At 55.7% G+C, this 26,884-nt stretch carries 30 protein-coding genes and 1 pseudogene; 25 read left to right on the top strand and 6 right to left on the bottom strand.

What is annotated here, in order from left to right:
* Positions 1-67: 67 nt before the first annotated feature.
* The 23 genes from terL to FKM52_RS19310 all read left to right on the top strand — a co-directional run bounded on the left by terL (position 68) and on the right by FKM52_RS19310 (position 20,507).
* Complete coding sequence (gene terL, locus FKM52_RS19420; protein ID WP_141177810.1) at positions 68-1,756, top strand: phage terminase large subunit; 1,689 nt, start codon at positions 68-70, stop codon at positions 1,754-1,756.
* Positions 1,757-3,316 carry a DUF935 domain-containing protein gene (locus FKM52_RS19415; protein ID WP_141177809.1) on the top strand — a complete coding sequence of 520 codons (1,560 nt, stop codon included), beginning with the start codon at positions 1,757-1,759 and terminating at the stop codon, positions 3,314-3,316.
* Positions 3,317-3,335: 19 nt separating this feature from the next.
* Positions 3,336-4,565, top strand: a complete 1,230-nt coding sequence (locus FKM52_RS19410; protein ID WP_246085556.1) for a phage head morphogenesis protein — start codon at positions 3,336-3,338, stop codon at positions 4,563-4,565.
* On the top strand, positions 4,562-5,038 hold the full coding sequence (locus FKM52_RS19405) for a phage virion morphogenesis protein (RefSeq protein WP_141177807.1): 477 nt from the start codon (positions 4,562-4,564) through the stop codon (positions 5,036-5,038). The genes FKM52_RS19410 and FKM52_RS19405 overlap by 4 nt, the downstream gene beginning before the upstream one ends.
* 250 nt (positions 5,039-5,288) lie before the next feature.
* Complete coding sequence (locus FKM52_RS19400) at positions 5,289-6,368, top strand: phage protease (protein ID WP_141177806.1); 1,080 nt, start codon at positions 5,289-5,291, stop codon at positions 6,366-6,368.
* Positions 6,365-6,796: a hypothetical protein gene (locus FKM52_RS19395; protein WP_141114705.1), complete on the top strand. Its 432-nt coding sequence runs from the start codon at positions 6,365-6,367 to the stop codon at positions 6,794-6,796. Before FKM52_RS19400 ends, FKM52_RS19395 begins: the two co-directional genes overlap by 4 nt.
* Positions 6,797-6,813: 17 nt before the next feature.
* On the top strand, positions 6,814-7,725 hold the full coding sequence (locus tag FKM52_RS19390) for a Mu-like prophage major head subunit gpT family protein (protein WP_141177805.1): 912 nt from the start codon (positions 6,814-6,816) through the stop codon (positions 7,723-7,725).
* Positions 7,726-7,727: 2 nt separating this feature from the next.
* Positions 7,728-8,168: a gp436 family protein gene (locus FKM52_RS19385; protein WP_141177804.1), complete on the top strand. Its 441-nt coding sequence runs from the start codon at positions 7,728-7,730 to the stop codon at positions 8,166-8,168.
* The gene (locus FKM52_RS19380) at positions 8,168-8,818 is read left to right on the top strand and encodes a phage protein Gp37 (protein ID WP_141177803.1); all 651 of its coding nucleotides are present in this window, start codon (positions 8,168-8,170) and stop codon (positions 8,816-8,818) included. The genes FKM52_RS19385 and FKM52_RS19380 overlap by 1 nt, the downstream gene beginning before the upstream one ends.
* Positions 8,811-9,056 (top strand): DUF2635 domain-containing protein, encoded by a 246-nt coding sequence (locus tag FKM52_RS19375; protein WP_141177802.1) that lies wholly within the window; start codon positions 8,811-8,813, stop codon positions 9,054-9,056. Before FKM52_RS19380 ends, FKM52_RS19375 begins: the two co-directional genes overlap by 8 nt.
* Before the next feature lie 2 nt (positions 9,057-9,058).
* Complete coding sequence (locus FKM52_RS19370) at positions 9,059-10,495, top strand: phage tail sheath C-terminal domain-containing protein (RefSeq protein ID WP_342777793.1); 1,437 nt, start codon at positions 9,059-9,061, stop codon at positions 10,493-10,495.
* Between the two features lie 10 nt (positions 10,496-10,505).
* Positions 10,506-10,874, top strand: coding sequence for a phage tail protein (locus FKM52_RS19365; RefSeq protein WP_141177800.1), 369 nt, complete (start codon positions 10,506-10,508; stop codon positions 10,872-10,874).
* Between the two features lie 2 nt (positions 10,875-10,876).
* Positions 10,877-11,263: a hypothetical protein gene (locus FKM52_RS19360; protein WP_246085555.1), complete on the top strand. Its 387-nt coding sequence runs from the start codon at positions 10,877-10,879 to the stop codon at positions 11,261-11,263.
* Positions 11,264-11,397: 134 nt separating this feature from the next.
* Complete coding sequence (locus FKM52_RS19355) at positions 11,398-13,629, top strand: phage tail tape measure protein (RefSeq protein WP_141177799.1); 2,232 nt, start codon at positions 11,398-11,400, stop codon at positions 13,627-13,629.
* On the top strand, positions 13,629-14,948 hold the full coding sequence (locus FKM52_RS19350) for a DNA circularization protein (protein ID WP_141177798.1): 1,320 nt from the start codon (positions 13,629-13,631) through the stop codon (positions 14,946-14,948). Before FKM52_RS19355 ends, FKM52_RS19350 begins: the two co-directional genes overlap by 1 nt.
* Entirely contained in the window at positions 14,932-16,050 is a 1,119-nt protein-coding gene (locus FKM52_RS19345; RefSeq protein WP_141177797.1) for a phage baseplate assembly protein, read from the top strand. Before FKM52_RS19350 ends, FKM52_RS19345 begins: the two co-directional genes overlap by 17 nt.
* Positions 16,043-16,708, top strand: coding sequence for a phage baseplate assembly protein V (locus FKM52_RS19340; protein WP_141177796.1), 666 nt, complete (start codon positions 16,043-16,045; stop codon positions 16,706-16,708). Before FKM52_RS19345 ends, FKM52_RS19340 begins: the two co-directional genes overlap by 8 nt.
* A gap of 85 nt (positions 16,709-16,793) precedes the next feature.
* Entirely contained in the window at positions 16,794-17,144 is a 351-nt protein-coding gene (locus FKM52_RS19335) for a phage GP46 family protein (protein ID WP_141177795.1), read from the top strand.
* 10 nt (positions 17,145-17,154) lie between these two features.
* Positions 17,155-18,225, top strand: coding sequence for a baseplate J/gp47 family protein (locus FKM52_RS19330; protein ID WP_141177794.1), 1,071 nt, complete (start codon positions 17,155-17,157; stop codon positions 18,223-18,225).
* Complete coding sequence (locus FKM52_RS19325; RefSeq protein ID WP_141177793.1) at positions 18,222-18,803, top strand: YmfQ family protein; 582 nt, start codon at positions 18,222-18,224, stop codon at positions 18,801-18,803. The genes FKM52_RS19330 and FKM52_RS19325 overlap by 4 nt, the downstream gene beginning before the upstream one ends.
* Complete coding sequence (locus tag FKM52_RS19320) at positions 18,803-19,723, top strand: phage tail protein (RefSeq protein ID WP_141177792.1); 921 nt, start codon at positions 18,803-18,805, stop codon at positions 19,721-19,723. Before FKM52_RS19325 ends, FKM52_RS19320 begins: the two co-directional genes overlap by 1 nt.
* The gene (locus FKM52_RS19315) at positions 19,720-20,292 is read left to right on the top strand and encodes a tail fiber assembly protein (RefSeq protein ID WP_141177791.1); all 573 of its coding nucleotides are present in this window, start codon (positions 19,720-19,722) and stop codon (positions 20,290-20,292) included. Before FKM52_RS19320 ends, FKM52_RS19315 begins: the two co-directional genes overlap by 4 nt.
* 62 nt (positions 20,293-20,354) lie before the next feature.
* The gene (locus FKM52_RS19310; RefSeq protein WP_141177790.1) at positions 20,355-20,507 is read left to right on the top strand and encodes a DUF1378 family protein; all 153 of its coding nucleotides are present in this window, start codon (positions 20,355-20,357) and stop codon (positions 20,505-20,507) included.
* Between the two features lie 58 nt (positions 20,508-20,565).
* Here FKM52_RS19310 and FKM52_RS19305 read toward each other — a convergent pair whose 3' ends face one another.
* Entirely contained in the window at positions 20,566-21,666 is a 1,101-nt protein-coding gene (locus tag FKM52_RS19305; RefSeq protein WP_141177789.1) for an acyltransferase family protein, read from the bottom strand.
* Positions 21,667-21,886: 220 nt separating this feature from the next.
* Here FKM52_RS19305 and FKM52_RS19300 point away from each other — a divergent pair, with 220 nt between their 5' ends.
* Complete coding sequence (locus tag FKM52_RS19300; protein WP_141177788.1) at positions 21,887-22,672, top strand: DNA adenine methylase; 786 nt, start codon at positions 21,887-21,889, stop codon at positions 22,670-22,672.
* Here the strand turns inward: FKM52_RS19300 and FKM52_RS19295 are convergent.
* Both FKM52_RS19295 and FKM52_RS19290 read right to left on the bottom strand, forming a co-directional pair.
* Positions 22,641-22,877 (bottom strand): hypothetical protein, encoded by a 237-nt coding sequence (locus FKM52_RS19295; RefSeq protein WP_141177787.1) that lies wholly within the window; start codon positions 22,875-22,877, stop codon positions 22,641-22,643. The two genes, FKM52_RS19300 and FKM52_RS19295, sit on opposite strands and share 32 nt — an antisense overlap.
* A gap of 189 nt (positions 22,878-23,066) precedes the next feature.
* On the bottom strand, positions 23,067-23,411 hold the full coding sequence (locus FKM52_RS19290) for a POTRA domain-containing protein (protein ID WP_141177786.1): 345 nt from the start codon (positions 23,409-23,411) through the stop codon (positions 23,067-23,069).
* A 518-nt stretch (positions 23,412-23,929) separates the two neighbouring features.
* Between FKM52_RS19290 and FKM52_RS19280 the strand changes: the two are divergent.
* Positions 23,930-24,147, top strand: a pseudogene (locus FKM52_RS19280) (integrase core domain-containing protein); the annotation flags it as partial.
* A gap of 352 nt (positions 24,148-24,499) precedes the next feature.
* Here FKM52_RS19280 and FKM52_RS19275 read toward each other — a convergent pair.
* From FKM52_RS19275 to FKM52_RS19265, 3 genes are read right to left on the bottom strand one after another with little or no spacing between them, the layout of a single operon-like run.
* On the bottom strand, positions 24,500-25,300 hold the full coding sequence (locus tag FKM52_RS19275; protein ID WP_141177784.1) for a MetQ/NlpA family ABC transporter substrate-binding protein: 801 nt from the start codon (positions 25,298-25,300) through the stop codon (positions 24,500-24,502).
* 18 nt (positions 25,301-25,318) lie between these two features.
* A complete protein-coding gene (locus FKM52_RS19270) occupies positions 25,319-26,161 on the bottom strand; it encodes a DUF169 domain-containing protein (protein WP_181407959.1) in 843 nt (280 codons plus the stop codon).
* 22 nt (positions 26,162-26,183) lie between these two features.
* Complete coding sequence (locus FKM52_RS19265; protein WP_141177782.1) at positions 26,184-26,858, bottom strand: methionine ABC transporter permease; 675 nt, start codon at positions 26,856-26,858, stop codon at positions 26,184-26,186.
* Positions 26,859-26,884 lie beyond the last annotated feature (26 nt).

Genomic DNA, 26,884 nt, shown 5'->3' with positions numbered 1-26,884 from the left:
TAAAGGGTCATTGTTGGCAGCAGTATCCTGGCACAGAGGGGCTTTATTTTTAAGAGGTGAGTTATCTGTGGCATCAAAAACTTCGCTTAAAGCCTTTCGCGAGAAGATTGCCCGCATTCAGGGGGAGCTGCGCGACCGCATAGAGAGCGCAAGCTGTGGTCTGGACAGCAGCCCGGAGGCGATACAGGCTCGCCGGTTACAGGTCAGCGATCCGGTGACCGGGTTTCGCTTCTTCGTCAACACCTACTTTAAGCATCACCTCCATCACCCGGAAACCAGTGCGCTGCACGAGTATCTGTATGAGCGCCTGCCGCAGATTGTCACCAGCCCTGAGAGTGAGAATGACGTTATTGCCGCACCGCGTGGTGAAGCAAAAACCACCCTCGGTCAGCAGCTGTTCGACCTGTGGTGCGTCGTTCTTGAGCTGAAGAAATTCATCATTATCGCCTTTGACACGTCTGCTCAGTCAGCGGAGTCTCTGGAGGTTATCAAGGCCGAGCTGCTCTATAACGCCGGTCTGGCGCTGGACTTCCCGGAAGCCTGTGGACAGGGTCGCGTGTGGCGTATCGGCTGCATTTTGACTGCGTCGGGCATCAAAATTGAATCCGCTGGCCAGGGGCAGAGTCTGCGTGGCCGTAAGCACGGCGCGTATCGTCCTGATCTCGTTCATCTTGATGACCTTGAGAACGACGAGAACGTGGTAACGCCAAAGCAGCGTGACAAGCTGGAGAAGTGGCTGAACAGCACGGTGCTGCCGCTGGGCGGGGCCGGGGTCAAGCTCGATGTTATCTACGTCGGGTCAATCCTGCACTACGATTCCGTGCTGGCCCGCACCATGAAAAACCCGCTGTGGAACGCGAAGCGTTTCCAGGCAATCCTCGCGTGGCCTGAGAATCTGGCGCTGTGGGATGAGTGGGAAGCGGTGCTGCGTGGTAAGGGTAAAAATGCTGCGAAGGCGTTCTATAACCGTCATGAAAAAGCGCTGCTGAAAGGCTCCCGCGTTTCCTGGGCCGCTCGACCACTACTGGCGCTGATGTTGATCCGCGTGCGCGTAGGCACCCGCGCTTTCGATGCGGAATACCAGAATGACCCGGTCAGCGGCGAGCATGCCATTTTCCACGGCTGTATCCATGAGTGGCGGGAGCTGGAGCCTGACCTGATTTACTTCGGTGCCTGCGACCCGTCGCTCGGCAAGCACAACAGCCGGGGCAACGACCCCAGCGCGTTGCTGATTGGCGGATGGCACCGCATCAAAAAAGTGCTGAAGGTCGTCCGTGCCGATATTCGCGTGCGCCGCCCTAAAAAGATTATTACCGATGTTATCCAGCTGCAGCGTGAGTTTGGCTGCGTAGCGTGGGCGTTTGAGTCGGTGCAGTTCCAGGACTTCCTGCGCGAGACGCTGATAGAAGAATCCCTGAAGGCGGGCGTCCCCGTTCCAGCCCGCGCTGTTATTCCCTCTACCGACAAGGCCGGACGTATTGAATCTCTGCAGCCCTTTATGGAGAGCGAGCACATTCTGATCGCCCGTGCGCTCGCCACGTTGCGTGAACAGTTGATGCATTTCCCGATGGCTGACCACGATGACGGCCCGGATGCGCTGCATATGCTGTTTGCCATCGCGTCAACCAGCGTGGGTAACTTTGAATTTATTCCCGTCAGCCAGCTGGAGGCGGTGGAGTCGGATTCTCCCTCACGCCGCAGGCATGACGATGACGACGATTATGGCTCTGACGGGTTCGGGTCTGGAGGATGGTAAATGGACATTAAAACCGCGTTTAAACGATTTTTTTCCCGCGATAACACACAGGCCATGCAGAGCAGTGGCGATGATTTTCTTTATGGTGATACCGCTACGCACCCCTCTACGGGGCTGGATATTCAGCGGGTGTATGCCCTGTTCAGCGCTGCCGAACAGGGCGACATTCAGGCACAGAGCGACTTGTTTACCGATATGGAAGAGCGCGACGGCCACCTGTTCGCCGAGCTGTCAAAGCGTAAGCGTGCGCTGCTGACGCTGCCGTTTTCCGTCAAACCGCCCCCGGATGCGACCGAGGCGGAGAAGAAAGTCGCGGCGGAGGCCGACTGGTGGCTGCGCCATTTGCCGGGCTTCCGCGAGATGCTGATGGATATGCTCGATGCCATCGGCCACGGCTTTTCGTGCATCGAGATCGAATGGGGTCGTAAAGGTTCACTCTGGCTTCCGTCTGCGTTCCACAAGCGACCGGCGCGGGCCTTCACCATGCCGCAGAACGACCTTGACAGTATCCGCCTGAACCGGGGTGGCGTGGGCGGCGAGGAGCTGTGGAATATGGGCTGGATCGTGCATAAGCACAAATCCAAATCCGGCCCGGTGGCGCAGAGTGGCCTGTTCCGCGTGCTGGTCTGGACGTACCTGTTCAAGAATCTGTCTGCCCGCGACTGGGCGCAGTTCCTGAACCTCTACGGCCTGCCGTTCCGTATCGGTAAGTATGATGCCTCCATGACCGACAGGGAGCGACTGAACCTGCTTCGCGGTATCCGCATGCTGGCCCGCGAAGGCGGCGGCATCATTCCGTCTAATGCTGAAATCTCGCTGGTCTCTCCGTCAGCAGGCCAGAGTGCGCCTTTCCTGGATATGGTGAGCTGGTGCGAGAAGGTACAGTCAAAGGTCATTCTCGGCGGGACGCTGACAAGTCAGGCGGACGGCAAATCGTCAACCAATGCGCTCGGAAATGTGCATAACGAAATCCGTCACGATCTCCTCGTCGGTGATGCATGGATGTCGGCGGAGACGCTGACGCAGCAACTACTGTGGCCAGTGCTGGCGATAAACGGGCGTTTTAACCCGGAGCGCGCGCCGTATCTGGAGTTTGATGCCCGCGAGTCCGTTGACCTTGAGCGACTGATGACGGTGGTAACTACGGCACAGCAGGCGGGTTTTGAAATCACTGCTGACTGGGTCTCGGATAAAAGCGGTATCCCGCTGCCGCAGGAAGGTCAGACCATCCTGAAGCCGCTGGCCCGCCAGCAGGCCGGTGACGCCGCACTGTCTCAGGTAATGCAGGCCCGCCTTGCTGCCCTCTCTGTGCCGCAGAGTGGAACTGACAACGTACAGCTGCAGCTGGATGCCGCTCCGCAGCTTCTGGCCATTCAGGCTACTGCCGCTGCTGAAGCAATGTTGAAACCGCTTATTACGAGGGTAAAAGCCGCCCGAAGCCCGGATGAGGTTTACGAGCTTCTTGCAGCCAGCTATCCAGCGCTGGACGATATGGCCCTGCGCGAGCTGGTCGGTCAGGCGGTGTTTATCGCCGATGCAATGGGGCAGCAGGATGCCTGATATCAACGCAGGCTTTGCCATGACCCTGCCACCGGCGCGGGCGATAGCCTACTTCCGCTCGAAGGGGCTGAAGCCCACCATGAGCTGGAAGGACATGCAGGATGATGCCCATGCGGTGGAGTTTGCGGTGGCCGGCATCACAAAGCTGGATGTTCTCAGCGATATCCAGAACAGCCTGACGCGCTCGCTTACGGAAGGGATGAGCTTCCGCCAGTTCCAGGACGAACTGGAGCCGCTGCTGCAGCGTAAGGGCTGGCTAGGGCGCGGGCTGGTTGCCGATGATGATGGCGTGCTGCAGGGCAAAAAGCTGATGCCGTATCGGCTGGATACCATTTTTCGCACCAATATCCAGTCGGCGCATGCAGCGGGCCGCTATCAGTGGATGGTAGCGAATGCGAAAGAGCGCCCTTACTGGCAGTATAACGCCATCATGGACGGTCGCACCCGGCCTGCGCATGCAGCCCTGCACGGGCGTATATTCCGCTGGGACGATCCTATCTGGAATGTACTGTTTCCGCCGAATGGCTATAACTGCCGGTGCTTTGTCAGGGCGCTCACGCAGGCTCAGGTTGATGCGCATCCGATTGGTGTTGAATCCTCGGAAGCGTACATGACCACAATCCAGCAACCTTACGGCACTGACGGGGAGATGCGCCCGGTGACAGCGTTTCGTGATCCGAAGACCGGGCGGATGATGGTGCCGGATGCAGGTTTTAACCTCAACCCGGGGCGTGGGTATCTCGCCGGGCTGGGTCAGTCCCTCCTGGAGAAAAGCGTTGATGCCCCTCCACGTCTTGCCGCGCAGGCAGTGTATGAAACGCTGCGCAATAACCGGCTGGCCACGGCAATGAACCGCGACCTTGAGAGCTGGGTGCGCTCACTACCTGCTCGTCCCGGTAAGGATTTTCGCCGCGCCGGTGCATTATCACCCATAGTGCTGGCAGCAATCAGCGACAGTGCGGCCCTGCCGTCGCCGGTTATCACCTTACCGGCGCAGACGGCGGTCAGTCTGCGGGAAGCCGATGCGTCGTGGCTGGGGCGTCTGGCGTCGGCATTCCGTTACCCGGTGGCCGTTCTGCAGCGCGGCGAGTCACTCCTGATGGTGGTGGAGGATTTAACGGGCTACAGCGTGGTCACGCTTGCCCGCAGCGCTGATGGTTTTGAGCCGGTATCGTCGGTGCCGTGGTCGCCTGCTGCTGTCGCACGCGCCAGCCTGATTGACGGGGCATTACCGGAGGGGGATGCATGAAGCTCGATATCGATATTTCCGACGAGTTCCGTGACTGGCTGGAGAAGCTGGCCACACGTTGTCAGCACCGTGAGCCACTGATGAATAAGGTTGCCGGTATCATGCTCGATGCGGTGGATGAGAACTTTGTTCAGGGCGGGCGTCCCGCATGGCAGCCGCTTAAATATCGCGACGGCAAGCCGCTGATGAAGACCGGACGCCTGCATGGCTCAGTTGAGCCGTTCGCCGATAACGATCAGGCGGTGGTGGGCACGAATGTTGTCTATGCCCGAATCCACCAGATGGGCGGGAAAACCCGCCCTCACATCATCCGTCCCCGGAATAAAAAAGCGCTGTACTTTAACGGACGCTTTGCGAGTCAGGTCAACCACCCTGGTTCAGATATTCCGGCCCGTCCTTTCCTCAGCCTTACGGATGATGATAATGACGCCATCCGCCAGGCGGTCATTGACCATCTTGGCGGGGAAGACTGATAAGCCCACAAAAGGCCGTTGTGGCGTTTTTTCGCTTTCGGGGGTAACGTATTACCCCTGCATTGTTTTAACGCCATTCTGCGCGATTTAAACGGGTTTTAAACGGGGTTGCGCCATGCAGCCACGGTGTTACTGTCTTAATCCCCTGTATCCTCCCCCTGTTCTTACCGCTTCACCCCTGTAACTGTCGGGCATTTAGCCTGCCGCCTATCCTGTCCTCACTTTGACAGTTTCAGGACGCAATACACCGATGTGGAAGCTCGCCACCGCCTCACTTTCAGGCATCAACAAGGACAACACCGCCCGCATTCAGCTGTTTCCGGCTGGCTGGTTTGGTGCGCCGTCAGGGGGTCAGCGCTGGTTCCTGGACGCCTCACTGGCACAGCGTCTGATAGATGCCGCCAACAGCCGGGTGAATGACTACCAGTTTGACTATGAGCACCAGTCCCTGAATGCCCCACAGGCCAGTGGCCCGGTGCCTGCGTCAGGCTGGTTCAAGTCTCTGACCTGGGTGGAGGGTGAAGGCCTGTTTGCTGACGTAAAGTGGACTGAACGTGCCGCCTCGCTGATTCAGGCTGATGAATACCGCTATGTATCGCCGACCTTCCGCTATGACGAGCAGGGAAACGTGCGGGAGCTGGTCAACGCCGCGCTCACCAATATGCCTGTGCTGGACGGGATGCGTCAGGTGGCGGCGTCCTTAATGTTTTTTGATAACGGAGAAAAACCGATGAACGAAAATTTGCGTCTCGCCCTCTGCGCCATCATGGGGCTGAAGCAGGAGGCTGATGAGGCGGCTATTCAGACCGCACTGGAAGACCTGCAGAACAATCAGCTCAAAGAGGCCAACTGCTCCAGCATCGGTGCGCTGATTGACGCTCACAAGGCACAGCTGACCGCAAAAGACCAGGCCATTCAGGAAGGTCAGACGAAGATTGCCGCCCTGTCTGCCGCGCAGACCGGTGCGCCTGACCCCACCAAATTTGTGCCTGTGGCCGTGGTGGACGATCTCCGTAATGAACTGGCCTCTCTGTCCTCTCAGATTCAGGGCGACAAGGTCGAGACCCTGCTGACCGCCGCCCTGAGTGACGGGCGCGTGATGAAAGGTGCGGATGAAGACAACCTGCGCGAGCTGGGCAAAAGCAACTATACGCTTATGGAAAAGATGATCGGCACCCGTAAGCCCATCAAGGCTCTGTCACAGCTGCAGTCTGACGGTATGACGTTTGAGGGTGGCCGGGACAATAGCGTCGAACTGACCGCCGAGCAGCTGGCTATCTGCAGCCAGTTCGGTAATACCGCTGAAGACCTGACCGGAGAGAAAAAATGACCGCTATCACTGAACCCCGCGACACGGCATGGCGCGACTGCATTCTGGTGCCGGTGCCCGTTGCCAAAGGCGAAGTTATCCCGATGGGAGCCATCGTTTGTGTAAACGCGACCGGCTTTGCCGTCAATGGCAAGGAGGATGCCACCCTGAAATATGCGGGCTGTGCCGACGAGTCCGTGGATAACAGCGCCGGTGAAGACGGGGCGCAGCTTATCAACGTTCGCGCCAACAAAGCGTTCAAGTGGGCCAGCGATGGCACCATCACTCAGGCCAGCCTGCTCAGCCGCGCTTACATCGTCGATAACCAGACGCTGTCTGCTGAAAACGGCGGTACGCCTGCTGAAGGCGAGACGCCTGCAGGTGAAGCGACACGCAGCAGCGCCGGGAAAATCATCCTGATCGAAAGTGACGGCGTCTGGATTTACTGATTTATAAGGAAAATATTATGGCTGCAATCAACAAAGCCAATCTCAGCGTGCTGTTTCTGAATCTCAAAAAGTCGTTTCAGGGCGGGCTGACGCTGGGTAAACCCCAGTGGCAGCGCGTGGCAACTCGCATCCCTTCCACGGGGGCGGCGAACTACTACGCGTGGCTGGAGATGTTCCCCAAGATGCGCGAGTGGATTGGTGAGAAGCAACTGACCAAGCTGCTGAAACAGGACTTTACCGTGCCGAACAAGGATTTTGAGGCCACGGTTGTCGTCAAGCGCAACCACATCAAGGATGACCAGCTGGGTATCTACGGCATTCAGGCTGCGGGTGCTGGTGAAAGCGCGGCGATGTGGCCGCATGAGATTGTGTTTGAGTTACTGACCAAAGGTTTCACCGAGAAGGCTTACGATGGTCAGCCGTTCTTCAGCGACAAACACGTTATTGGTGACAAGACCTACAGCAACATGGGCAAGGCACCGCTGTCCGTTGCGTCTCAGGCTGAAGCGAAAGCGTCCTTTGGTGCGGCCCGCACCAGTATGAAAAAGCTGAAAGACCGCCACGACCGTCCGCTGAACATCACCCCGGATGTACTGGTTGTCCCTCCGGCGCTGGAAGATGTCGCCAGGACGCTGATGACCGCTGAACGCCTGGAAGACGGTAAGCCGAACCTCTACAAAGGCTCTGCGGAAGTGCTGGTGATTCAGGATCTGAAAACCGATACCGAGTGGTATCTCCTCGACACCACCAAAGTGCTGAAGCCGCTTATCTTCCAGGAGCGTGAATCCCCGGACTTTGTCTCCCAGACCAATATGGACTCGGACGACGTCTTTATGCGGGCTGAGTATAAATACGGTGTTGAGTCTCGCGGTGCCGCTGCGTTCGGTTACTGGCAGATGGCTTACGGCTCCACGGGTAAAGGAAACTGACCATGAGCTACGCCACCCCGGAGGACTACAAAACCTATTTCACAGAGCGTGATGCGGTCAGCGTGTCAGCACCATGGAACAGTGATGAGGCGGATGATGAGCGTCTCGCCCGCCACCTCCGGTCGGCGAGCGGCAGGATTGATGCGTATATCGGTGCCCGCTATCGCCTGCCGCTGCGGCAGGTGCCCGATGCGCTGCGTGATTACTGCTGTGATATCGCCCGTTACCTGCTGACCGGTAACGAGCATACCTGCAACGAAGTGATCCGCCTGCGCTACGAGGATGCTATCAGCTGGCTGAAGCTGGTTGCCAGCGGCAAAGCCGGTATCGGCTCAAACCCGGAGAACGGCGGCACCGTCGACGCATCGACGCCGACCGTCGAGTTTTATTCCGGTGGCGACGATCTGTGGAGCCGTAACCGCACGGGCGGAGGGGCGTACTGATGATTACCACCATCGAAAAAGCGATGTGTGAACGCCTGCAGCAGGGGCTGGGCCGGATGGTCAACAACCCTGTAGTGACATGGAACGTGCTGGCCACGGATATCGGCGTGGCCCTGCGGCAGCTCCCCGGCGTGTGCGTGGTGTTTTCAGGTATCACTAACAGCCGGGCACATGACACCTCCCGCCGCCGCTTCCTCGTCACCGGTCGCTTCAGCGTCTTTGTCGTGGATTACAACCTGCGCAGCAATGAGGCGCTCCGACACGGCGGGCCGGGGACTGAAGAGCCGGGATGCTATCGCCTCATTCGCAGCGTGCGACGCCTGCTCACCGGGCAGGATTTGGGGCTGAAGATTGATTATCTGAAGCCTGAAGGCGTGCGCCCCGTAGCCGGGCAGACCTTCAATGATAAGGGCGTGGCGGTGTACGAGTGCGTGTTCAGCACGCAGTGGATGGAGGATGCGCTGGATAACGGCCACTGGCCTGCGCCAGAGCTGCCGACCGATGACGACGCTGACTTTGTTCGCTGGAACGGGCGTATTGAAAAACCGCTGCCGTGGCATGAAAGCACCCGCATGGCGTACTTCCAGCCAGGCGAATCCGACCCGGTCGCCGAAGATATCATGCACAACAGGACTGACAACGATGATTAAGGTAATTGCCCGCCAGGGTATTCAGGTGCCGGTGGAAGGCCATCCTGACCGTTACATCACGGACAAAGAGGCTGTGGACGTACCGGAGACGGCCTACTGGCTGCGCCGTCTCAGGGATGGCGATCTGTTGCCGTATGCCGAACCGGCTAAATCCGCTGTAACTGAGGCAGCCGACGCAAAACCGTCCGATAAAACCGCAGATAAACCTGCTGCTTCGGCAGCTAAGGCGGATAAATGACTATGGATATGACAACTATTCCGAACCCGATTTATAAGCCCGGCGCTTATTTCGCGTTCAACACTACGCTGGCTTCACGTGCGCTGGCCACCAATGACCAGAAGCTGCTGATTATTGGCCAGCGTCTTGCAGACAGTGCCACTGTCGATGCACTGACTCCAGTGAACGTTTACAGTGACGATGAAGCGGCGCTGTACTTCGGGCATGGCTCACAGGCGCATCGTATGGCCCGCGCGGCGATCAAGGCAAACCAGTACATTCAGCTGACGGTTGTCGGGCTGGATGATGCTGAAGGCGCACAGGCGGCCAATACCAAACTGACCATCAGCGGAAAAGCCACCAACTCCGGGCAGGTACGCCTGTCAGTCTGCGGCACATTCATCAATGTGGCAGTCGCCAGTGGTGATACCCCTGACGATATTTATAAAGCTCTGGCTACAGCAGTCACTGCTGACCAGAGTCTGCCGGTCACGGCTCAGACCGGTGTTATTCCGCCAGCGGGTGACGATGATCCGTCCACGCCAATTCTTAATTTTACCGCAGTGAACAAAGGCACCTGTGGCAATGAGATTGCGATGACGGTCACCAGTACGGCCAGCGGGCTAACACTGGAGATGGATCCAATGAGCGGTGGCCAGGGTGACCCGTCGCTGGATGCGGCATTCAGCGCGGTATTCGCCTCCGGGCACACGATGATTTTGCTGCCGTATACCAGTGACGATGCACTGGCGAAGCTGTCTGCGCATCTTGATAACGTTTCCGGGCCGCTTGAGCAGCGCGGGGCTGTAGGTGTTACCGGCTGGAACGGGACGCTTGCCAGCGGCACCACGCTGACCAGCAAGGTTAATGCACCGCGCATTTCCTGCGGCTGGCATGCCGGTTCCGCGCTGCCCAACGGCGAGCTGGCGGCAATCTACGGCGCGGTGATGGCCAGTGAATCGGATCCGGCCCGCCCGCTGAATACCCTGACGTTACCGGGTCTGGATATCACGGCGCAGGACAATTGGCCGGGACGTACCGAACAGGAAAACGCTCTGATGAACGGCCTGACGCCGTTTGAGGTGGACGGCAGCGTGGTGCGTATCGTGCGCGCGGTCAGCACTTATGTGAAGAATGCTGCTGGCGTGACCGACCGGTCGCTGATGGATATCACCATTATCCGCTCGCTCGACTATGTGCGTCTGGCATGCCGCACCCGCTATACCCAGCGTTTCCCGCGAGAAAAGCTCACGGACGCCCGGCTTGCGCGTATCCGCTCCGAACTGCTTGATGTGCTGTATTCGCTGGAGCAGCTGGAGATTGTGGAGAACGTCGACGCGCTTAAAGACCAGCTTACCGTCACCCGCAGCCTTCAGGACGACACGCGGGCGGAGGCCACCATTCCGGCAGCAATCGTGCGGGGTCTGCATGTGTTCGCCGCCGTCATTTATCTGATGTAAGGAGACGACAATGGCCCTTGAATACGTAGGCTCGATTGTCCTGGACGTTAACAGCGTGGAGGTTGAGGTCACTGACTTCAACCCCACCGAGACAACCGGGAAAAAGCTGGTCAAGACCATGAACAGCACTGGCCGCGCGAAAGGTTATACCCAGGGTATCGCCACGTGGGAGCTGGCCATCACGGCAGTGGTGCCAAAGGATACCACCGTCAACTGGGCGCAGATTGCCGGGGCAAAACTGACCCAGACGCCGCTCGGCAGCGGCAAACGCACCACCTACCAGGGTGTGTTTGTCACGCAGGTCGGTGAGCAGTACACCGTGGATAACGAGGCGCGGATCAACATCACCGCCTTTGCACTTAACAAAATTGAGGAATAATGATGTCCGGGAACATTACCTGCACAGGTTCACTGCCGGTTGGCATTCTATTTGATGGCAAGCTCCACCAGGACGTGGAGCTGGGTCTGGCAACGGTCGGAGACGAGATTGCCGTGATTGAAGACGGCGTCTCTGACGCTGGCGTGCCGATTGCTGTGCTGGCCCGCACGCTGACGAAGATTGGCGACATTCCCGCTGAGAGCATTACCTATCAGTTGCTCTGCGACAATCTGGTCTCCGAGGATTATGCCTACCTGCGCACCCTGCGCGATGAGGTGAAAAAAAAGCTCAAATCCATGAGCAGCGCTTTACCGAATACCGGTACACAGTCATCCGGCTCGGACGATACGGCATCACAGAAGAGCAAATCCGACGCGCCAGCGCTGTAGAGTTGGCCGGATGGCTGGATGCCATCACCCGCCGGGAAAACCCCAAAGCCTGGCAGAAAAACCGCACCGTTATCAGCCTGCGTCGCCCCCGTAAAAGGGCACGCAGCGCTGCTTCCCGCTAAGAGGACTGCCCCGTGGCCCGTGATTTTGATACTCAGATTAAATTTGGCGTGCAGGATAACGCCACGCCCAAAATCCGGTCGTTATCCGAAGAGTTCCGCCGCATGTCCAGCGCCCGTGAGTCGCTGGGAATACGCTCAGAGCATAACATCCAGCGGGAAATCAGCCGCACGGTCGCGGCCTATAACCGACTTGAGCGTAGCGGCGTTCTGTCGGTCAAGGAGCAGGAACGGGCTTACCAGCGCATGCAGTCAACGGTCTCCCGTCTGCGACAGGAGATGGGCGAGACGCTGCGTGTCCAGGAGAAGATGAACCCGGCCCTGCAGGAGTACCGCCGACAGGCGCAGGCCCGCGAAACGCTGGGTATTCGCTCCGAGCAGTCCATCCGCCGCGAGATTAACCAGACGCTGGCCGCGTACAACCGTCTCTCCCGCAGCGGCACCATGAGCGCCAGCGAACAGACCCGCGCATGGAATCAGACGCAGGCGACCGTTGCCAGGCTCAAACGCGAGCTGGGCGAAACCGAGCGCAGCTATCAGCGCCTTGCCCGCGTGGGCAAAACCGTGGGTGCCATCGGGGGCGGTCTGGTTGCCGGTGCAATGGTGATGCGCAAGCCCATCGAGAATCAGATGGAGTACGATTCCGAACTGCGCAAGGTGGCCAACTTCGCCTACAAGCATGACAATCTGGCCGGGCGACAGTCGGGGATGACGGATATCGACAGTGCGATCAAAACCGCGCTGCGTGAAGGTGGTGGCGATATTAACGGAGCCTTTCATGGTCTGGAGGTGATGCTGCGCTCCGGCACCATGACCAGAGAGCAGGCTTACCGTGCATTGCCTGGTGTCATGAAGAACGCCACCGCAACCGAGACCGATGCGGCCTCCGTTGCCAGCCTACAGTCCAGCGCGTTTAACTTCGGTCTGAATGAGAAGGATGCCCGTGCAGGCCTCAGCGTCACCACCACAATGGCGCAGAACGGCATGGTGGATGTGCCGCTGCTGGCCAAAGAGATGCCAAAGGCGCTGGAGTCTGCCAAGTCCATCGGTCTGCATGGCCGCACCGGCTTCTCTCAGGTTGCGGCACTTTTTGAGGCGGCTGCACGTGGTGCGGGTTCCCCGGAAGAAGCGGCAACGTTCACCACCAATCTGCTCTCCGAGCTGTCTTCACCGACGCTGGCCAACAACTTCAAGCAGATTAAGGTCGGCAAGCGTGGTCTCGATATTCGCGCCCTGATGCGTGCCGACGCGGCGAAGGGGCTGACTCCTCTGGATACTGTCGACCGGGCCATTCGCAGCATGGACGATCACGATCCTCAGTTCGTGGCCCTCAATAAGCAGATTGCCCGGACGGCTCCCGGTGAAGCCAGAGCGCAACTGGAAGCACGCCGCGATCAGATTCACGGGCAGAATGTCGGTCGTATCTTTACCAATGAATACTCCCGCATGGGCTTCCTGAACTGGGAGCGTAACAAGGACTATTACCACAAACTGGTCGGGGAAGGTTACGAGCAGTTTGATATGCCTGCCGGGAAAACCTCAGCTGACCTTGACTTTGAGCTGGTGAAGGACAGCCCGGCATTTCAGGTCAACAAAGCCAAAAACGAAGCGGCCTTTTCATCCAATGATACTGCCTCTCCTTTCACTAAGTGGGTTGGGGAGGCGGCTGATAAAGCGGCTGAGCTGGCGAAAGAATTTCCCAAACTGACCACCGCGATCAGCGGGGCTTATTCAGCCATTCAGGGCATCGGGGCCGCAGGAGGTGCCGGGCTGGGGGCACTGGCGCTGGCGGGCGGGCAGAAGCTGTGGAAACGTCTCCGGGGCGGTGGCTCAGCCGTGGCTGAAGAAGCTGCCGAAACAGCCGCAAAAGGCGGAGGTCTGCTCAGTAAAGGCGGGAGCCTGCTGGGCAAGGTCGTCCGTGCGCCACTGGCTGAAGGGTACATGGCTGCGGGCCAGTTTTACGATCAGTTCCTGGAGCGTGGCGACGATAAGGTTAAACGGCTGAAAGAGGATGGCTACAACATCCCGGACAACATGCCCAAGCCAGTTGGCTTTCTGGATGCCTTTGATGAAATCAAGAGCTTTTTCTCGCAGAACAGTACCGCAAAACCTGCGCCTGCTGGTGCAAATGTTCCCTACGGCCCGCAGGGGCCGCAGCAACCGATTGTGGCTAATATCTACCTCGACAGCCGCGAGGTGACAGATACGGTATTGCGCCGGATTGATGTTGATTCGAGGAGGAAATAGTGGCGGATACGATTAACGAGATTGCTTCAGCGCTGGGGGTAGACCTCCTGATGCCTGCCTCGTTCCGGGGCGTGGAGTTTGACTGCCTGTTTACCCGCGACACGCTGGCAAAGGACACCGTGACCTATGCTTACCCGTACCGGGATGGTGAAGAGGTGGAAGACCAGGGGCTTAAGGCGGTGAACTTTCGTCTGCAGGCTATCTTCTGGGGCAACCGCTACCAGACGCAGCTTAAGGCCTTTTTAAACGCCCTTAAAACGGCGGGCACCGGCGAGCTGGTTCACCCGGTATACGGCTCGGTGCCGGACGTGCAGTTTCTGGAGGCCGGGGTTTTCCATGAGGTGGAGCCGGTTAACGCAGTCACCGTCGACCTGGTCTTTGTGGAGAGCGGTAAGCCCGATGCACTGTTCGCCACCACCCATTACGAGGCAGACGGCGACAGTATTTTCGACAGCGCGATCAGCTGGTTCGGGGACGCAATGGATACGCTGCGCGATATTCAGCAGGATATTGCCCGCGTCACCAATATCATCGCCTCAGCCGAGTACGTGGTAAACGCCCTGGCAAACGAGGTGCAGTCCACCATCGGCAGCGCCCTCGACTATCTGGACTACCCGACCGCCTTTATCTCCGACCTGAAGCACCTGACCGGCGCATTCACTGACCGGCTGTCGCTGAGCGAGGCTTCCCGCCTGTCGGACTGGAACGCCCTGACCGGGCTGAAGGACACCATGCTGACGTTACCGGCTCAGCGCACCACCTCGCAGCAGACCATGTCCTCCGGCAGCGTATTCGCTTCCACGCTACGCCGCGCCAGCGTGATGCCGCAGAGTGATACGGAGATGATCAACCAGGCCATCCGACTGGTGGCCGTGAGCGAAATGACCGACACGGCCAGCGATATCTTTGTGAATGAGACCGCATCCCCGACGCTGTCCTCCACCGATATTGAGCGCATCACCGGCGACGTGCGCACCCTGATTGTGGAGGCGATAGCGGCCCAGCGGACGTCCGTCTCGGCGCGTATGGCCACTGCCGTTCGCGAGCAGGCAGGCACACCGGATACCCGTCAGGATCAGGCCATCATTGCCGCGCTGCAGGAAAGCGCCTGGCACCTGCAGGAGCAGGCTCGCGGGCTGATACTGGCGCTGCCGCCGCTGGTGCAGCGTCAGGTGACGCGCCGCTGTAATCTGCCCCTGCTGGCATTTGAGTGGTACGGCGACGCGTCCCGCGCCACGCAGCTGGCCCGCCTCAATCCATCATTGCGCGAGTCAAATAACCTGAATCCGGGGGATGTGCTGTATGCCTGGGCAAGATGAGCAGCGACTGACGCTGCGTATCGGCGGGCGGTCGCACGACGACTGGGAGCGCTTCGAGGTGGATTCCGACCTGCTGACCCCCGCGGGCGGCTGGCAGTTGTCGGTCGGCACCGCCGAGCCGGTGTTGCCCGCGAACGTGGAGGCCGGAGCCAGAGCCGAGCTGCGCTACGGCGACAGCACCATCATGACCGGCATGATTGACGAACTGAGCCATGACGTGAGCCGTGGCCAGCATATGCTGGAGCTGAACGGTCGCGATGCAGCGGCGGTACTGGTGGACTGTTCAGCTCCCATTTTTACCGCGCAGGAAATGACACTACAGGAGGTTGTCGCCCAGGTGATTAAGCCGCTGGGCGTGACCGCCATCCGTATACAGGCTGAGAACCCCGGCAGCGTGAAGAAAGTCAGCATCGAGCCGGGCGACAGTGCGTGGGATGCACTGAAGCGCGTCGCTGAAATGAGCGGCCTGTGGCCGTGGATGGCCCCGGACGGCACCCTGATTATCGGTGGGCCGGACTACAGCGCCACGCCGGTTGACACGCTCATCATGCACCGTAACGGGCAGGACAATAACCTGCTCAGGCTCGGCAAGCGTACCGATATGAGCGGGCGATACTCTCAGACCACGGTACTGGCGCAGGGTCACGGCACCGAGCATGAAGACGGCAAGGCCAACCGCAAATGCACGGTGAAAGACACCACCATGACGCTCTACCGCCCGCGTATCGTGGTGGAGGGTGATTCGCAGAGCGATGAGGAGGTGCAGTTCCGCGCCCGCAAGCTGCAGGCGGATGCGAGGCTGAACGGTTTTGCGCTCTCGGCGACCCTGCGGGGCTTCACCACCGCGAACGGCACGCTGTGGGCACCGGGCCAGCGGGTTTACGTTAAAAGCGACGTCCACGGGGTCGACGACGTTTACTTCATCATGCGCCGCACCTTCCGGGGCGGTCGTGGCCAGCGGCAGGAAACCTCGCTACTGCTGCGTGAGGACGGTATCTGGCTGCCGGATGCATATCCGAAGTCCGGCCATCGCAAGGGACACCGGCGCGGCAAAAAAGACAAGGGACTGTGGACAACATGGGAGCAGGTCGACAATGCCTGATTTTTCTGGACTGGTGGATAAACGCATCCGTAAGGCGCTCAGTGGCATACGTCTGGCCTTTCGTGGCGTACTAACCCGTATCACCACCACGGGGGGCGTACAGACCGCGCAAGTGGCCGGACTGGCCCCTGAAGGGCTGGAAGGCATTGAGATGTTCCAGCAGTACGGTTTCACCACCGTACCGCCAGAGGGTGCGATGGCGATTGTGCTGCCGCTGGGCGGACGAACCAGTCACGGGATCGTGATTGCCACCGAACACAGCAGCTACCGTCTGCAGGGGCTGGAGTCCGGCGAGGTGGCCATCTATACCGATGAGGGAGCCAGCATCATCCTGAAGCGTAACCGCATCATTGCTGTCACGTGCGACGACTGGGAGCTGGACTGCAAGCGCATGAAGGTTAACGCCTCGGAGTCTGTAGTGTATACCACGCCGGAGCTGAGTACCTCCGAGAAGCTGACCGCACAGGGGCTTATCAGCGGCAACGGCGGTATGACCATCAAAGGTGGTGACGGTGGCGTGACGGCCTCGTTTGAGGGTAATATCAGACATATGGGCGGCACCATCACCTCGGTGGCAGTCACCATCAACGGTGTTAAAATTGGGCCTCACATCCACGACACCCCGGATGGCCCGTCAGGCCCGCCCAAAAACGCATAATCTCACCGGGGCATTCCCGCCCCGGACTTAGCCGCTTCACCCCCGTACCTTCCTGCCTTATTCCCCCTGCGGCATTCTGCCCGCTATGGACGCCTATATCGATCACACCACCGGCGATTACACCGGACAACGCTGCACCGACCTGCATAACGCGGTCTGGCTGCGTCTGCGCATCCGCAAGGGCACGTACTGGGCTGACCCGCAGATGGGGTCTCGCCTGCACGAACTTGCCCGCGCGAAGGATACGCCGCAGACCCGCACACTGGCCCGCCAGTATGCCGAACAGGCGCTACAACCGCTGATTGATGACAAACGGGCGACCGCTGTGGATGTGGTCGTCACCTCGCCTGAAACCGGCTGGCTGCGGCTTTCCATCACGGTCACCAGCGCGGGCGGGGATGTGCTGACCTTCCGGCATCCGGTCAAAGTGGTTTAAACGGGGAATTATGGCTCACAGCGTACCGGCACTCGCCGACATTACTCAACAACAGCTCAGGGATATCCGCAACCAGCTCCCGGATGCGGACGTCTCCGGTGACAGCGACTACGCTATCCGGGCGAATGCCGTCTCCGGCGTGGCGCAGGGGCTGTACAACGACCAGAGCTGGATACTGCGCCAGATATTCCCTGACACCGCCGACCATGACTGGCTGGTGATGCACGCCCGTTCCCGTGGACTGTCACCTAAACCGGCCAGTGCAGCAAGCGGTCAGGCAGAATTCACCGGCTCTGCGGGACTGAAAGTGCCCAGTGGTCTGCAGTTCCGTCCACGTGGCGGCAATATCCTGTACCAGACCACGGCTGAGGCCACGCTCAGCGATAAAGGCACCGTCACCGTGAGCGCCAGCGCCATGACTCCTGGCATCATGGGCAACCTCAGCGACAACACCACCGCAACACTGCTCAGTGCGCCTCAGGGTATCGACAGCGCGGTGACGATTAAAACCATGCGCGGCGGCACGGATGCCGAGAGCGATACCTCGCTGCTTTCGCGTCTGCTGGAGCTGATGCGCCGCCCGCCAGCCGGGGGCAACAAGTACGACTACCGCCGCTGGGCGATGGAGGTCAGCGGCGTATCAGAGGCGTATGTTTACCCCCTGCGCCGGGGCTATGGCACCGTGGACGTGGTGATTACCGCCAGCGGCGGTCTGCCGTCCGACGAGACACTCAAGGCGGTACAGGCCCATATCGACGACCAGCGCCCGGTGACGGCAAAAGACACGCTGGTGATGGCCCCGGAGCCGGTGAGTACCGATATTTTTGTGAAAGTCAGCCTCGACGGGCTTTCGCTTGATGAGGCCAGGTCGCAGATAACCCAGGTGCTGACGGACTACTTCAGCCGTCTGGCTCCGGGTGAGATTGCGGTCAGAACCCAGATGGGAGCGCTGATTTCCGATACCTCCGGTGTGGTGGATTACGAGCTGACCGCGCCGACAGCTAACGTCGTGCCGGAGGTCAGCGAGAAGACCGTGCAGTGGATACGTCCGGGCACCATCACCGTGGATGAACTCAAATGACCGGGAACGACTGGCGCGAACTGCTGTACCTGCTGCTACCCGATGGCTATGCACGCGAGGGTAAGCGGCTGAACGCTGAACTGCAGGCCGAGGGAAACATGCTGGCCAGCGTCGAGCGCAGCGCTCAGGACGTGCTGAACGGCATAACACCCTTTACCGCTGTGGCGCTGCTGTCGGACTGGGAGCGCGTGCTGGGTCTGTCTGTTAGCAACGGCATGACCATTCAGGCCCGCCGCCAGCAGATTATGGCGAAACTCAACGAAACCGGTGGACTCAGCCGCAGCTACTTTATCCGCCTGGCAAAGTCGCTGGGCTATGACGTCACCATCGACGAGCCGGAGCCGTTCCGCTGTGGTCGTAACCGCTGCGGTGACCGTCTGTGGATACCGGAAATTGTCTGGGTCTGGATCGTGAATATTCAGGACGGTCAGGTGCCGGTGTATCGCTTTCGCTGCGGCAGCTCGGCCACAGGTGAGCGCCTGATGTCATTTGGCCAGAATATGCTGGAGAGCATATTCCGCGATTTAAAGCCTGCGCACACGCAGGTTGTATTTAATTACGTGGAGAATAATACGTAATGAAAGATATTATTGAGCCGGTCGATACCGACGATGGATTATTTCACGATGGTGACCCGTCAACCGGCGCGGAAGGCACTATCGTTTACGCCAAAATCATGAATGCGCTTCAGGGCGGTATTATTGATATTCAGACCGAGAATAAAAATATTCTGGCTGAAGCTAAAATGACGCCTGACCCCTCGAAGAATAACCAGCTGGTGACGGCCATTAAAACCATAGCCACAGCGATTGCTGCTACTGCTGCGTCGGTAGCAGTACCGGTTGGCACGCCGCTGGCCTGGCCAACAGCCACTCCGCCCGATGGATATGCCATCATGCAGGGGCAGACCTTCGACACCGCCAAATACCCGAAAACCGCTGCGGCCTATCCATCCGGTAAGCTGCCCGATATGCGGGGGCAGACCATTAAAGGTGCGCCTGATGGCCGTACGCTGCTGAGCCTTGAGGCCGATGGCATTAAGTCACACACGCATACCGCGACGGCGTCAAATACCGACCTCGGCACAAAGACCTCAGCCGCCTTCAATTATGGTAATAAAACCACGACCAGTACTGACCTTGGGACTAAAGCGACGACTTCATTCGATTACGGGACAAAGACAACTAATAGCGCGGGTGCACATGTTCATACATATCAAAAAGTGTATACAGCAGGTGGTGCAGGCCCTGATGGTGCGGGTGATAAAAGTGGTAATGCGAACACCAGTTCAGCGGGAGCGCATACCCATACTGTCGCTATTGGTGCTCATACCCATAACGTAGTTATAGGTGCCCATGCCCATACGGTAGCCATTGGTGCGCATACGCACACTATCGTTATGGGAGCGCACGGTCACACTATTACGGTTGCCGCGGCTGGTAATGCGGAAAACACCGTTAAAAATATCGCTTTCAATTATATTGTGAGGCTAGCATGACTTTTAAAATGTCCGACAACGCACAAACTATTAAAGTTTTTAATTTGCGTGCTGACACTAATGAATTTATCGGTGCCGGTGATGCGTATATTGCACCACATACAGGATTACCCGCCAACTGTACCGAAATAGCGCCACCGGCGATTCCTGTCGACCATGTCGCTATTTTTGATGAAGCGAAGCAGGCGTGGTCGCTCATCGAAGACCATCGCGGCGTCACCGTTTATGATACTGCCTCAGGGGCATCAACTGTCATTGAGGATCTGGGGCCGCTGCCGGAGAACGTGGTGACGACAGCTCCCTCCGGGAAGTATGAGAAGTGGGACGGAAAAGCCTGGGTCAAGGATGAGGAGGCAGAAAAAAATGCACTACTGGCAGAGGCAACAGCCAAACAAAGCCAGTTAATCACTGAGGCCCGACAGGTTATTGGCGAATGGCAGACCGCACTGATGCTGGGTTCTCTCTCTGACGCTAACAAAGCCAAATTACAGACCTGGCTCGACTATATCGAGGCGCTGAAAAATGTCGACCTAAGCAAGCCTGAGTGGCCAGAAAAACCCGCTCAATAAAATTGATATCCAAAGGGGAATAACTTCCACTTTTACTTAAAGAAGAAACACAGGAATAAAAAATGACGTTGATTCAGACTGTATTACTTTATGGCTGCACTGCTGTTTGTGCGCTCTATCTGGTTGCCGGTGGATATAAAACCATACGGAATTATATTCGCAAAAAGATTGACCAGGCGGCAGAGGCAAAAACAGCGGCAGCAAAAGCAGCCTAACCAGACAAATGTGCCGCATGCGGCACATTTTGACTACTGTAACTCACTGACTGGTGTCTTATCTCAAGGGGGGAATGACACTTGCTCCGGCAGTTAGCCTTTTGTGTAACAACCGCGCTTTAAGCCAGTCTGATAACCTTACTTCAATAAACTTGTGCGTATAATGTGCAACAATAAACGTTGTGGTTAACGATAAAATCAATATCAGCATGTCAGGCATTACAAATAAGTGCGCGGCATGTTTTGCAATTTTGATGAAAATGTTCTTTATGTTCTCATGTAAAAGATAAATGGCATATGAACATGCCCCCAAATGGAGCAGTGCACGGTTTTGGAATCGTAAGCCGCTTCTTTCAAGTTTCAACATGGCCACTAACAGCAAGAGACAAGGGAAACCCCAGCCCTGAAGGCCGTGTCCGACCCAATGTGGCGTATAAACGTTGTAGAGGAAATAACCAATAAAACACAGATACAGGCATTTTTCGCTTTGCCTGGTGATTGCCCGCATTCGAGGATAGTACATCCCCAGCAGAGTACCTGCCAGAAACTCAAAAATGATAGGATGAGTTATCATTGAGAAGTAGGTAGACGGAAATGAAAATCCATAAATTAGATAGTTGTCTGGCAAGGAATTAAGCATAAGGGGTAAACCTATAACGCTACTTATCAATGTTATGGAAAATAACCATTTGTATTTACCAAAAACAAAAGAAACAGCAACTACCAGATAGAAATACATCTCGTAGTTTAATGTCCATCCCTGGCCGATTTGTGCGCCCCCATAGGCCGGGCCATAGTCACCACCAATAGGGATAAATAGCATCGACTTCAGACTATGCAACCAAGCTGTGGCATCCGAACCAAAACTCAGCATCGTCAATATGTAATAGAGAGGAAGTATCCTGATTAGTCGGCGCAACAGGTAGTTTGCCCCAGCTCTTGTACCCGTGCTATTTGGCGATACCGTATAAGCCGCAATGAAACCACTAATCAGGAAGAACAGGTCTACTCCCCAGGAGCCACCGGGTATTATCTTCCCGAACGGAGCATTTGCGGGTAATGGTATAAATGCCTGATGGTGAACCAGCATGACCGCAACAGCGGCTATGCCGCGCAGGATCTGAATTGAGTTAAGCGTACCGTTGTTCTTTTCAGCCATGTGTTGTTCGTTTGTTAACCTAAGTGAAGCGCAGATTGTATAGCCTTATCCATTGTATGGCTATTCTTTTGCCACTTTCTCATAAGGTTACGCTTATTTCTCGGTACTTCCCGCATCACTCCCGAAACTGCTGACTACGGAATAACTTTTTTATTATTGGTTTGAGTGATCAATTTTCTTTTATTGATCGTTATAACAGATCGAACATTGGCAGGATTTTATGAAAACGACCGTTTTTCCGTGGGTGGGAGGTAAGCGAAAGCTCGCTAAACATCTATTACCAATTTTTCCTTCCCATACATGCTACGTCGAGCCGTTCTGTGGCGGTGCTGCGCTTTTTTTTATGAAAGAGCCATCTAAGGCCGAAGTATTGAACGATATCAACAGCGATATCGTTAACCTTTACCGGGTCATCCAGAATCACCTGGAAGAGTTTATAAAGCAGTTTAAATGGGCTTTAACCAGCCGTGAGATTTTCCACTGGCTCAAAGATACGCCCCCTGAAACGCTAACTGATATTCAGCGAGCGGCCAGATTTTATTATCTACAGAAATTGTCTTTCGGGGCCAAGTCTGAGGGACGTACATTTGGCGTCACCGCCACAGGCCCATCGAAGTTAAATCTTCTGCGGCTTGAGGAGACGCTGTCAGAGGCCTGGTTGCGTTTGCACCGGGTAACAATAGAGCATCTGGACTGGAAAACATGCATAACCCGTTATGACAGGCCAGACACGCTGTTTTACCTTGATCCGCCGTACTGGCAAACGCAAGGTTACGGCGTACCGTTCGGGCTTGAAGAGTATGTCGCAATGGCGGAACTGGCACGCAGATGCCAGGGGAAGATGATTATCTCAGTTAACGATCACCCGGACATGCGCCGGGTGTTTGAGGGGCTGGAGATGATAGCGGTTAATACAACGTACTCAGTAGGCAGTAATAACGGCCATAAGGCGTCTGAGCTGGTGATATGCAACTTCAGACCTGAGGTTGATGCAACGAGGCTTTAAACTCTTCTGAAAGGCACCACAGGCCGTTATCTTCGACGGCTACATCAAACACCGCCATTTGCTCAAGTATGAAGCGGGTGGCGTGTTCACTTTGTCCAGTCATGTAGGCTATGGCCTGTAGGGTCAGTGAGGCCGTCTGACCGAAAGCTGAGATAACGTCATACGCATCGTCAGTCATGGTCTGGCGAATCTGATAAAAGTACATGGTCAATTCCTTCTAAGCGACTAAGAAACCTACAGGCCTGTAGTGCGACGCACACTAACTCGACGGGATCGGACAGTCCAGTGGAAGGAAATATAGAAGGTTAGAAGTGGTTTTATCGGTTGAAAATCGCTCTTATTTGGAAGGTATTTGATATGCGCCGTAGGGCTATCAGCGCGAATCAAATACCCTTCAAATCAGTATCAAACATTTTTCGCGGCTACATCCCACCAGCTTATTTTGCAGGCGGCTCATTAACAGGTTAATGCCTTTGGCTCCCAGGCAATGACCAACGGCCTGGTTAGCCTGCCGCTGCAAGGGTAGCCAGTGAGGCAGGGCCTGTGTGCCGCTCAGCACAACCTGTGAAACCGTGAAACAGGGTGTTTCTGTCGGAAATCCCTGTTCAGGGAGCGGCTGCTGCACCGAAGAGAGATTCACATCTGGCGCAACAGGAGTAATTTGCTGTTCAAGCGCCTGCTGACGCTGCTGCTGATTAAGGAACTGTTGTGCCGACTGCACGCGTTCGGAGGCAGCCATAGTTGAAAAGGAATGCGCTAAAATCGGCGCAAAGAAAACCAAAGTCTTGCTGTTCACTAAAGATTTCATCCTGAATCTGTTTTAATTATTTATCGGAGCAGGCTATGAGGCTTATGGTAAGCAACGCTAATTTTTACCAAACAAACTTCCAATATTGGCATCGACACATCACAGAAATAATTAATTACCATAAACACTGTAAACACACACTCAATTTTTATTTGTTAGTTTATTTACTAATAATATCCACCCTTCACAAGACGTGTAACTCCGTTAGTGAACAACCTAAACGCTCCCGGCAATCGCTGACAGCAGACTGTACCGGGTTATTAGTTTACGCACCGTTGCATAGCGGGCAGGGTAAGTATCCCACATCATAGTGCCATTCACATTCAGAGAACTTCCGGCATACTCAATCTGCCAATGAAGGAGATCGCTATGCGTAAAGCCCGTTTTACTGAGCATCAGATCATCGCCGTGATTAAGTCGGTTGTAGTCGGACGAACTGTTAAGGATGTATTCAGCCGGGTAAGCCAACGCGGAACGCTTTCATTGAGCGTTTCGGACATACCGTACAGTAATACTCGATTGTTATCTGTTCAGAACGCTGAACGAATTACGGGAAATCACAGAGAAATGGTTCTCAGAATATAACTGTGAACGCCCGCATGAATCGCTGAACAATATGCCGCCGGAGGAATACCGTCAACAACATTATCTGGCCGGGATCTCATAAAATGCACGGTACTAAAACGGACCTGGCTACATAATCACGGTATGCCATCCTGAATCTGTTTTAATTATTTAGCGGTTCAGGCTGTGAAGATCAGAGTAAGCGATGAACATTTTTCAAAAGCGAAGCTGTAAAAAATGAAGCTGTAACAGCGGCGCATCGCAGTAATATTTAATTACCATGCACGCTAAAAAAACACACTTAAGTTTTATTTTTCAGACTATTTCAAAATTATAGCCACGTCCGCCATTTTCTCAGTGATTAAATTTTCCGCCAGGACAGCAAAATGCTTCCTTAATCTCTGCTCTCCGCGATTTAACGCCCCTGCACAAATATATCCTCAGGGGCGTTGCGGTTAGTCATAATATTCAAAAACGCCGTCGAAATTACGCGTTATACCTTCCCGAACCGGCTGCGATCTTAACGCTTCCGCTAACGCCTTCGCCCAGGGTTTATCAATGTTAGGCTGCAGCACAACCAGCCCCATCGGAAATTGCTGCGCGTCACGATCCCTAATCAGATATGAGCGAAAATCTTTATTGGCGTTGCGCATATGCGTAAAGAAAACAACCGAAGCATCCACGTCCGGCAAGGCTCTGACCGTCTGGATTTGATCCATATCCAGAAATTTAAAATTTCTCGGATTCCCGGTGATATCAAGCAGGCTCAGTTCGCCTTTTTTATCAGTATTCAGCTGAATTAAACCGGCGTTCTGCAGGATGCGTAGCCCGCGATCCATATTCATTGCATCGTTCATTATGGCAATAGTCGCGCCCTGCGGTAAATCAGCGATACGTGCATAACGCTCTGAGTAAAGGCCAATGCCGGTCGTAAAGGGATAGGGCTTTACCATTGCTAACTGACCGTGGCTTTTCTGGTTAAAACTCTGCATAAATTTAATATGCACGCCCAGCCCGGCGTCAACGCTTGCGTCATTAATCGCTCTCAGGACATTGACATTGTTATCAACGATAACGGTTTCAATATTAAAGCCCTTTTCCTTCAGCAGCGGCAGCGCCGGAGCAAGGATACGCTCGGTAATCTCAGTACAGGCGACTTTAACGTTTTCCGCGGAGACATCCGCATTTTTTCGATCGCAGGCGGTCAGGATTAACGATGCGAACAGAGACAGCGCCAGAACAACTATCTTTCTCATTTTATTCTCCCTGTAAAATTATTTCTGCTGGTTAGCCTTTTTTCTTTTATGGTATTCAATGGTTCCGTAACCTCCGGTGTAGTAGTTACTTCCCAGCTCAATCTCTAACTGGTCTGCCACGCCATAAAGCGCGGCTTTGCGTTGAATAGATTTCTTGCTTTTATTATTCTCCATCGGGTTAGCGGTCTGGCGAATACCGTCAACGATCTTATCCAGCTGGTTAAAGGGGATGCCGATCCCCATTTCGTCATTATCCCATTTGGCCACCTGACGGGTGCCGGAACATAATAAAGAAACGTTAACCTGATTCATTTCAAAAGGATAAGAAGTACACTCCTGACAGATGGCCTGATTGCCTGCTACCTTAACGTTCTTAAGCTGTCCATAGTGATAGCAATAGCCCTGAATCAAACGCATTGCGCTGGCGGCGTTCGCAATAATAATCACCAAATCAGGATGATAATCCGTATACAGCGCAAGCTCGGCTATTTCTATACCGTAGACCTGGTGATTACAGTAGACCATATCTTTGGCTATCTGACGGCTAATGACATAATCCGCATAAAGCCCCATATTGTAATGGCGCTTACCGGAGGCAATATCATTGGGATGGACAATATCATCCTGCGGTTTTAACAATCCTAAAGCTCTGGCCCCGGACAAACAGGCCGATTGCCGCAGGGTTAACTTGCAGGGGATGCCGGCAGCTGCGTTCTTTACCGCCGCACAGTAAGGCAGCGGGCCTGACAGCTCGGCGGTCGGGCATGAATCATATTCATCTTTATCGTATAAAAAGCGGATGCCAACCGGAGCGCGTTTTAACTCCAGCATGACCTTAATCCAGAGCGCGTCATTTCTCACAGAATACCTCCCGCTGCTGATATTATTTAAATAACCGGTAAGTGATTCGGCCAATGTACTGAATAACGAGAACAATAACCGACAAAATAAAGACGACGGCATAGGTCATAAGATCGTCAAACCGCTGATAGCCATAGGTCAGCGCGACGGCTCCCAGTCCACCGGCGCCTACCGCGCCGGCCAGGGCGGTATTGGCAAGCAGCTGAATGGAAGCAAAGGTCATGCTGGAAACAATCGCCGGCGCCGCTTCAGAAAACATGACTTTAGTAATAATCTGCCGGTTGCTGGCGCCAAACGATCTGGCGGCTAAAATCACGTTTTTATCCACTTCCAGCAAGGCATTTTCTATTAGCCGGGCAACGGCGGGAAACGCCACTATGGTTAAAGGCACCACCGCGGCGATCCAGCCAACCGATGTGCCAATAAGCCAGCGCGTTAACGGCGTAAAGAGCACAATTAATATAATGGCGGGAAAGGAGCGGATGGCATCAATCAGGGTATTAAAAATACGGTAAAGGTATCTGTTGGGCGCCAGCCCTTTCGGATGCGACAGGGTAAGCATTACGGCAATGCTCACTCCGACAATAGTACTTAACAACAGAGAAATCACCAGCATTGCCAGAGTGGCGAGACAGGCGGGCAAAATAACTTTAGGCAGATATTCAAACACGCGGCTTTGCGCAAAATCGATCAACATAGCCTGTTTCCTGTTAAGTAGCATGA

Origin of the sequence: Mixta tenebrionis, from assembly GCF_006517625.1 — a bacterium.
Taxonomy (GTDB): domain Bacteria; phylum Pseudomonadota; class Gammaproteobacteria; order Enterobacterales; family Enterobacteriaceae; genus Mixta; species Mixta tenebrionis.
This window is presented reverse-complemented; position numbering and strand designations above follow the sequence as displayed.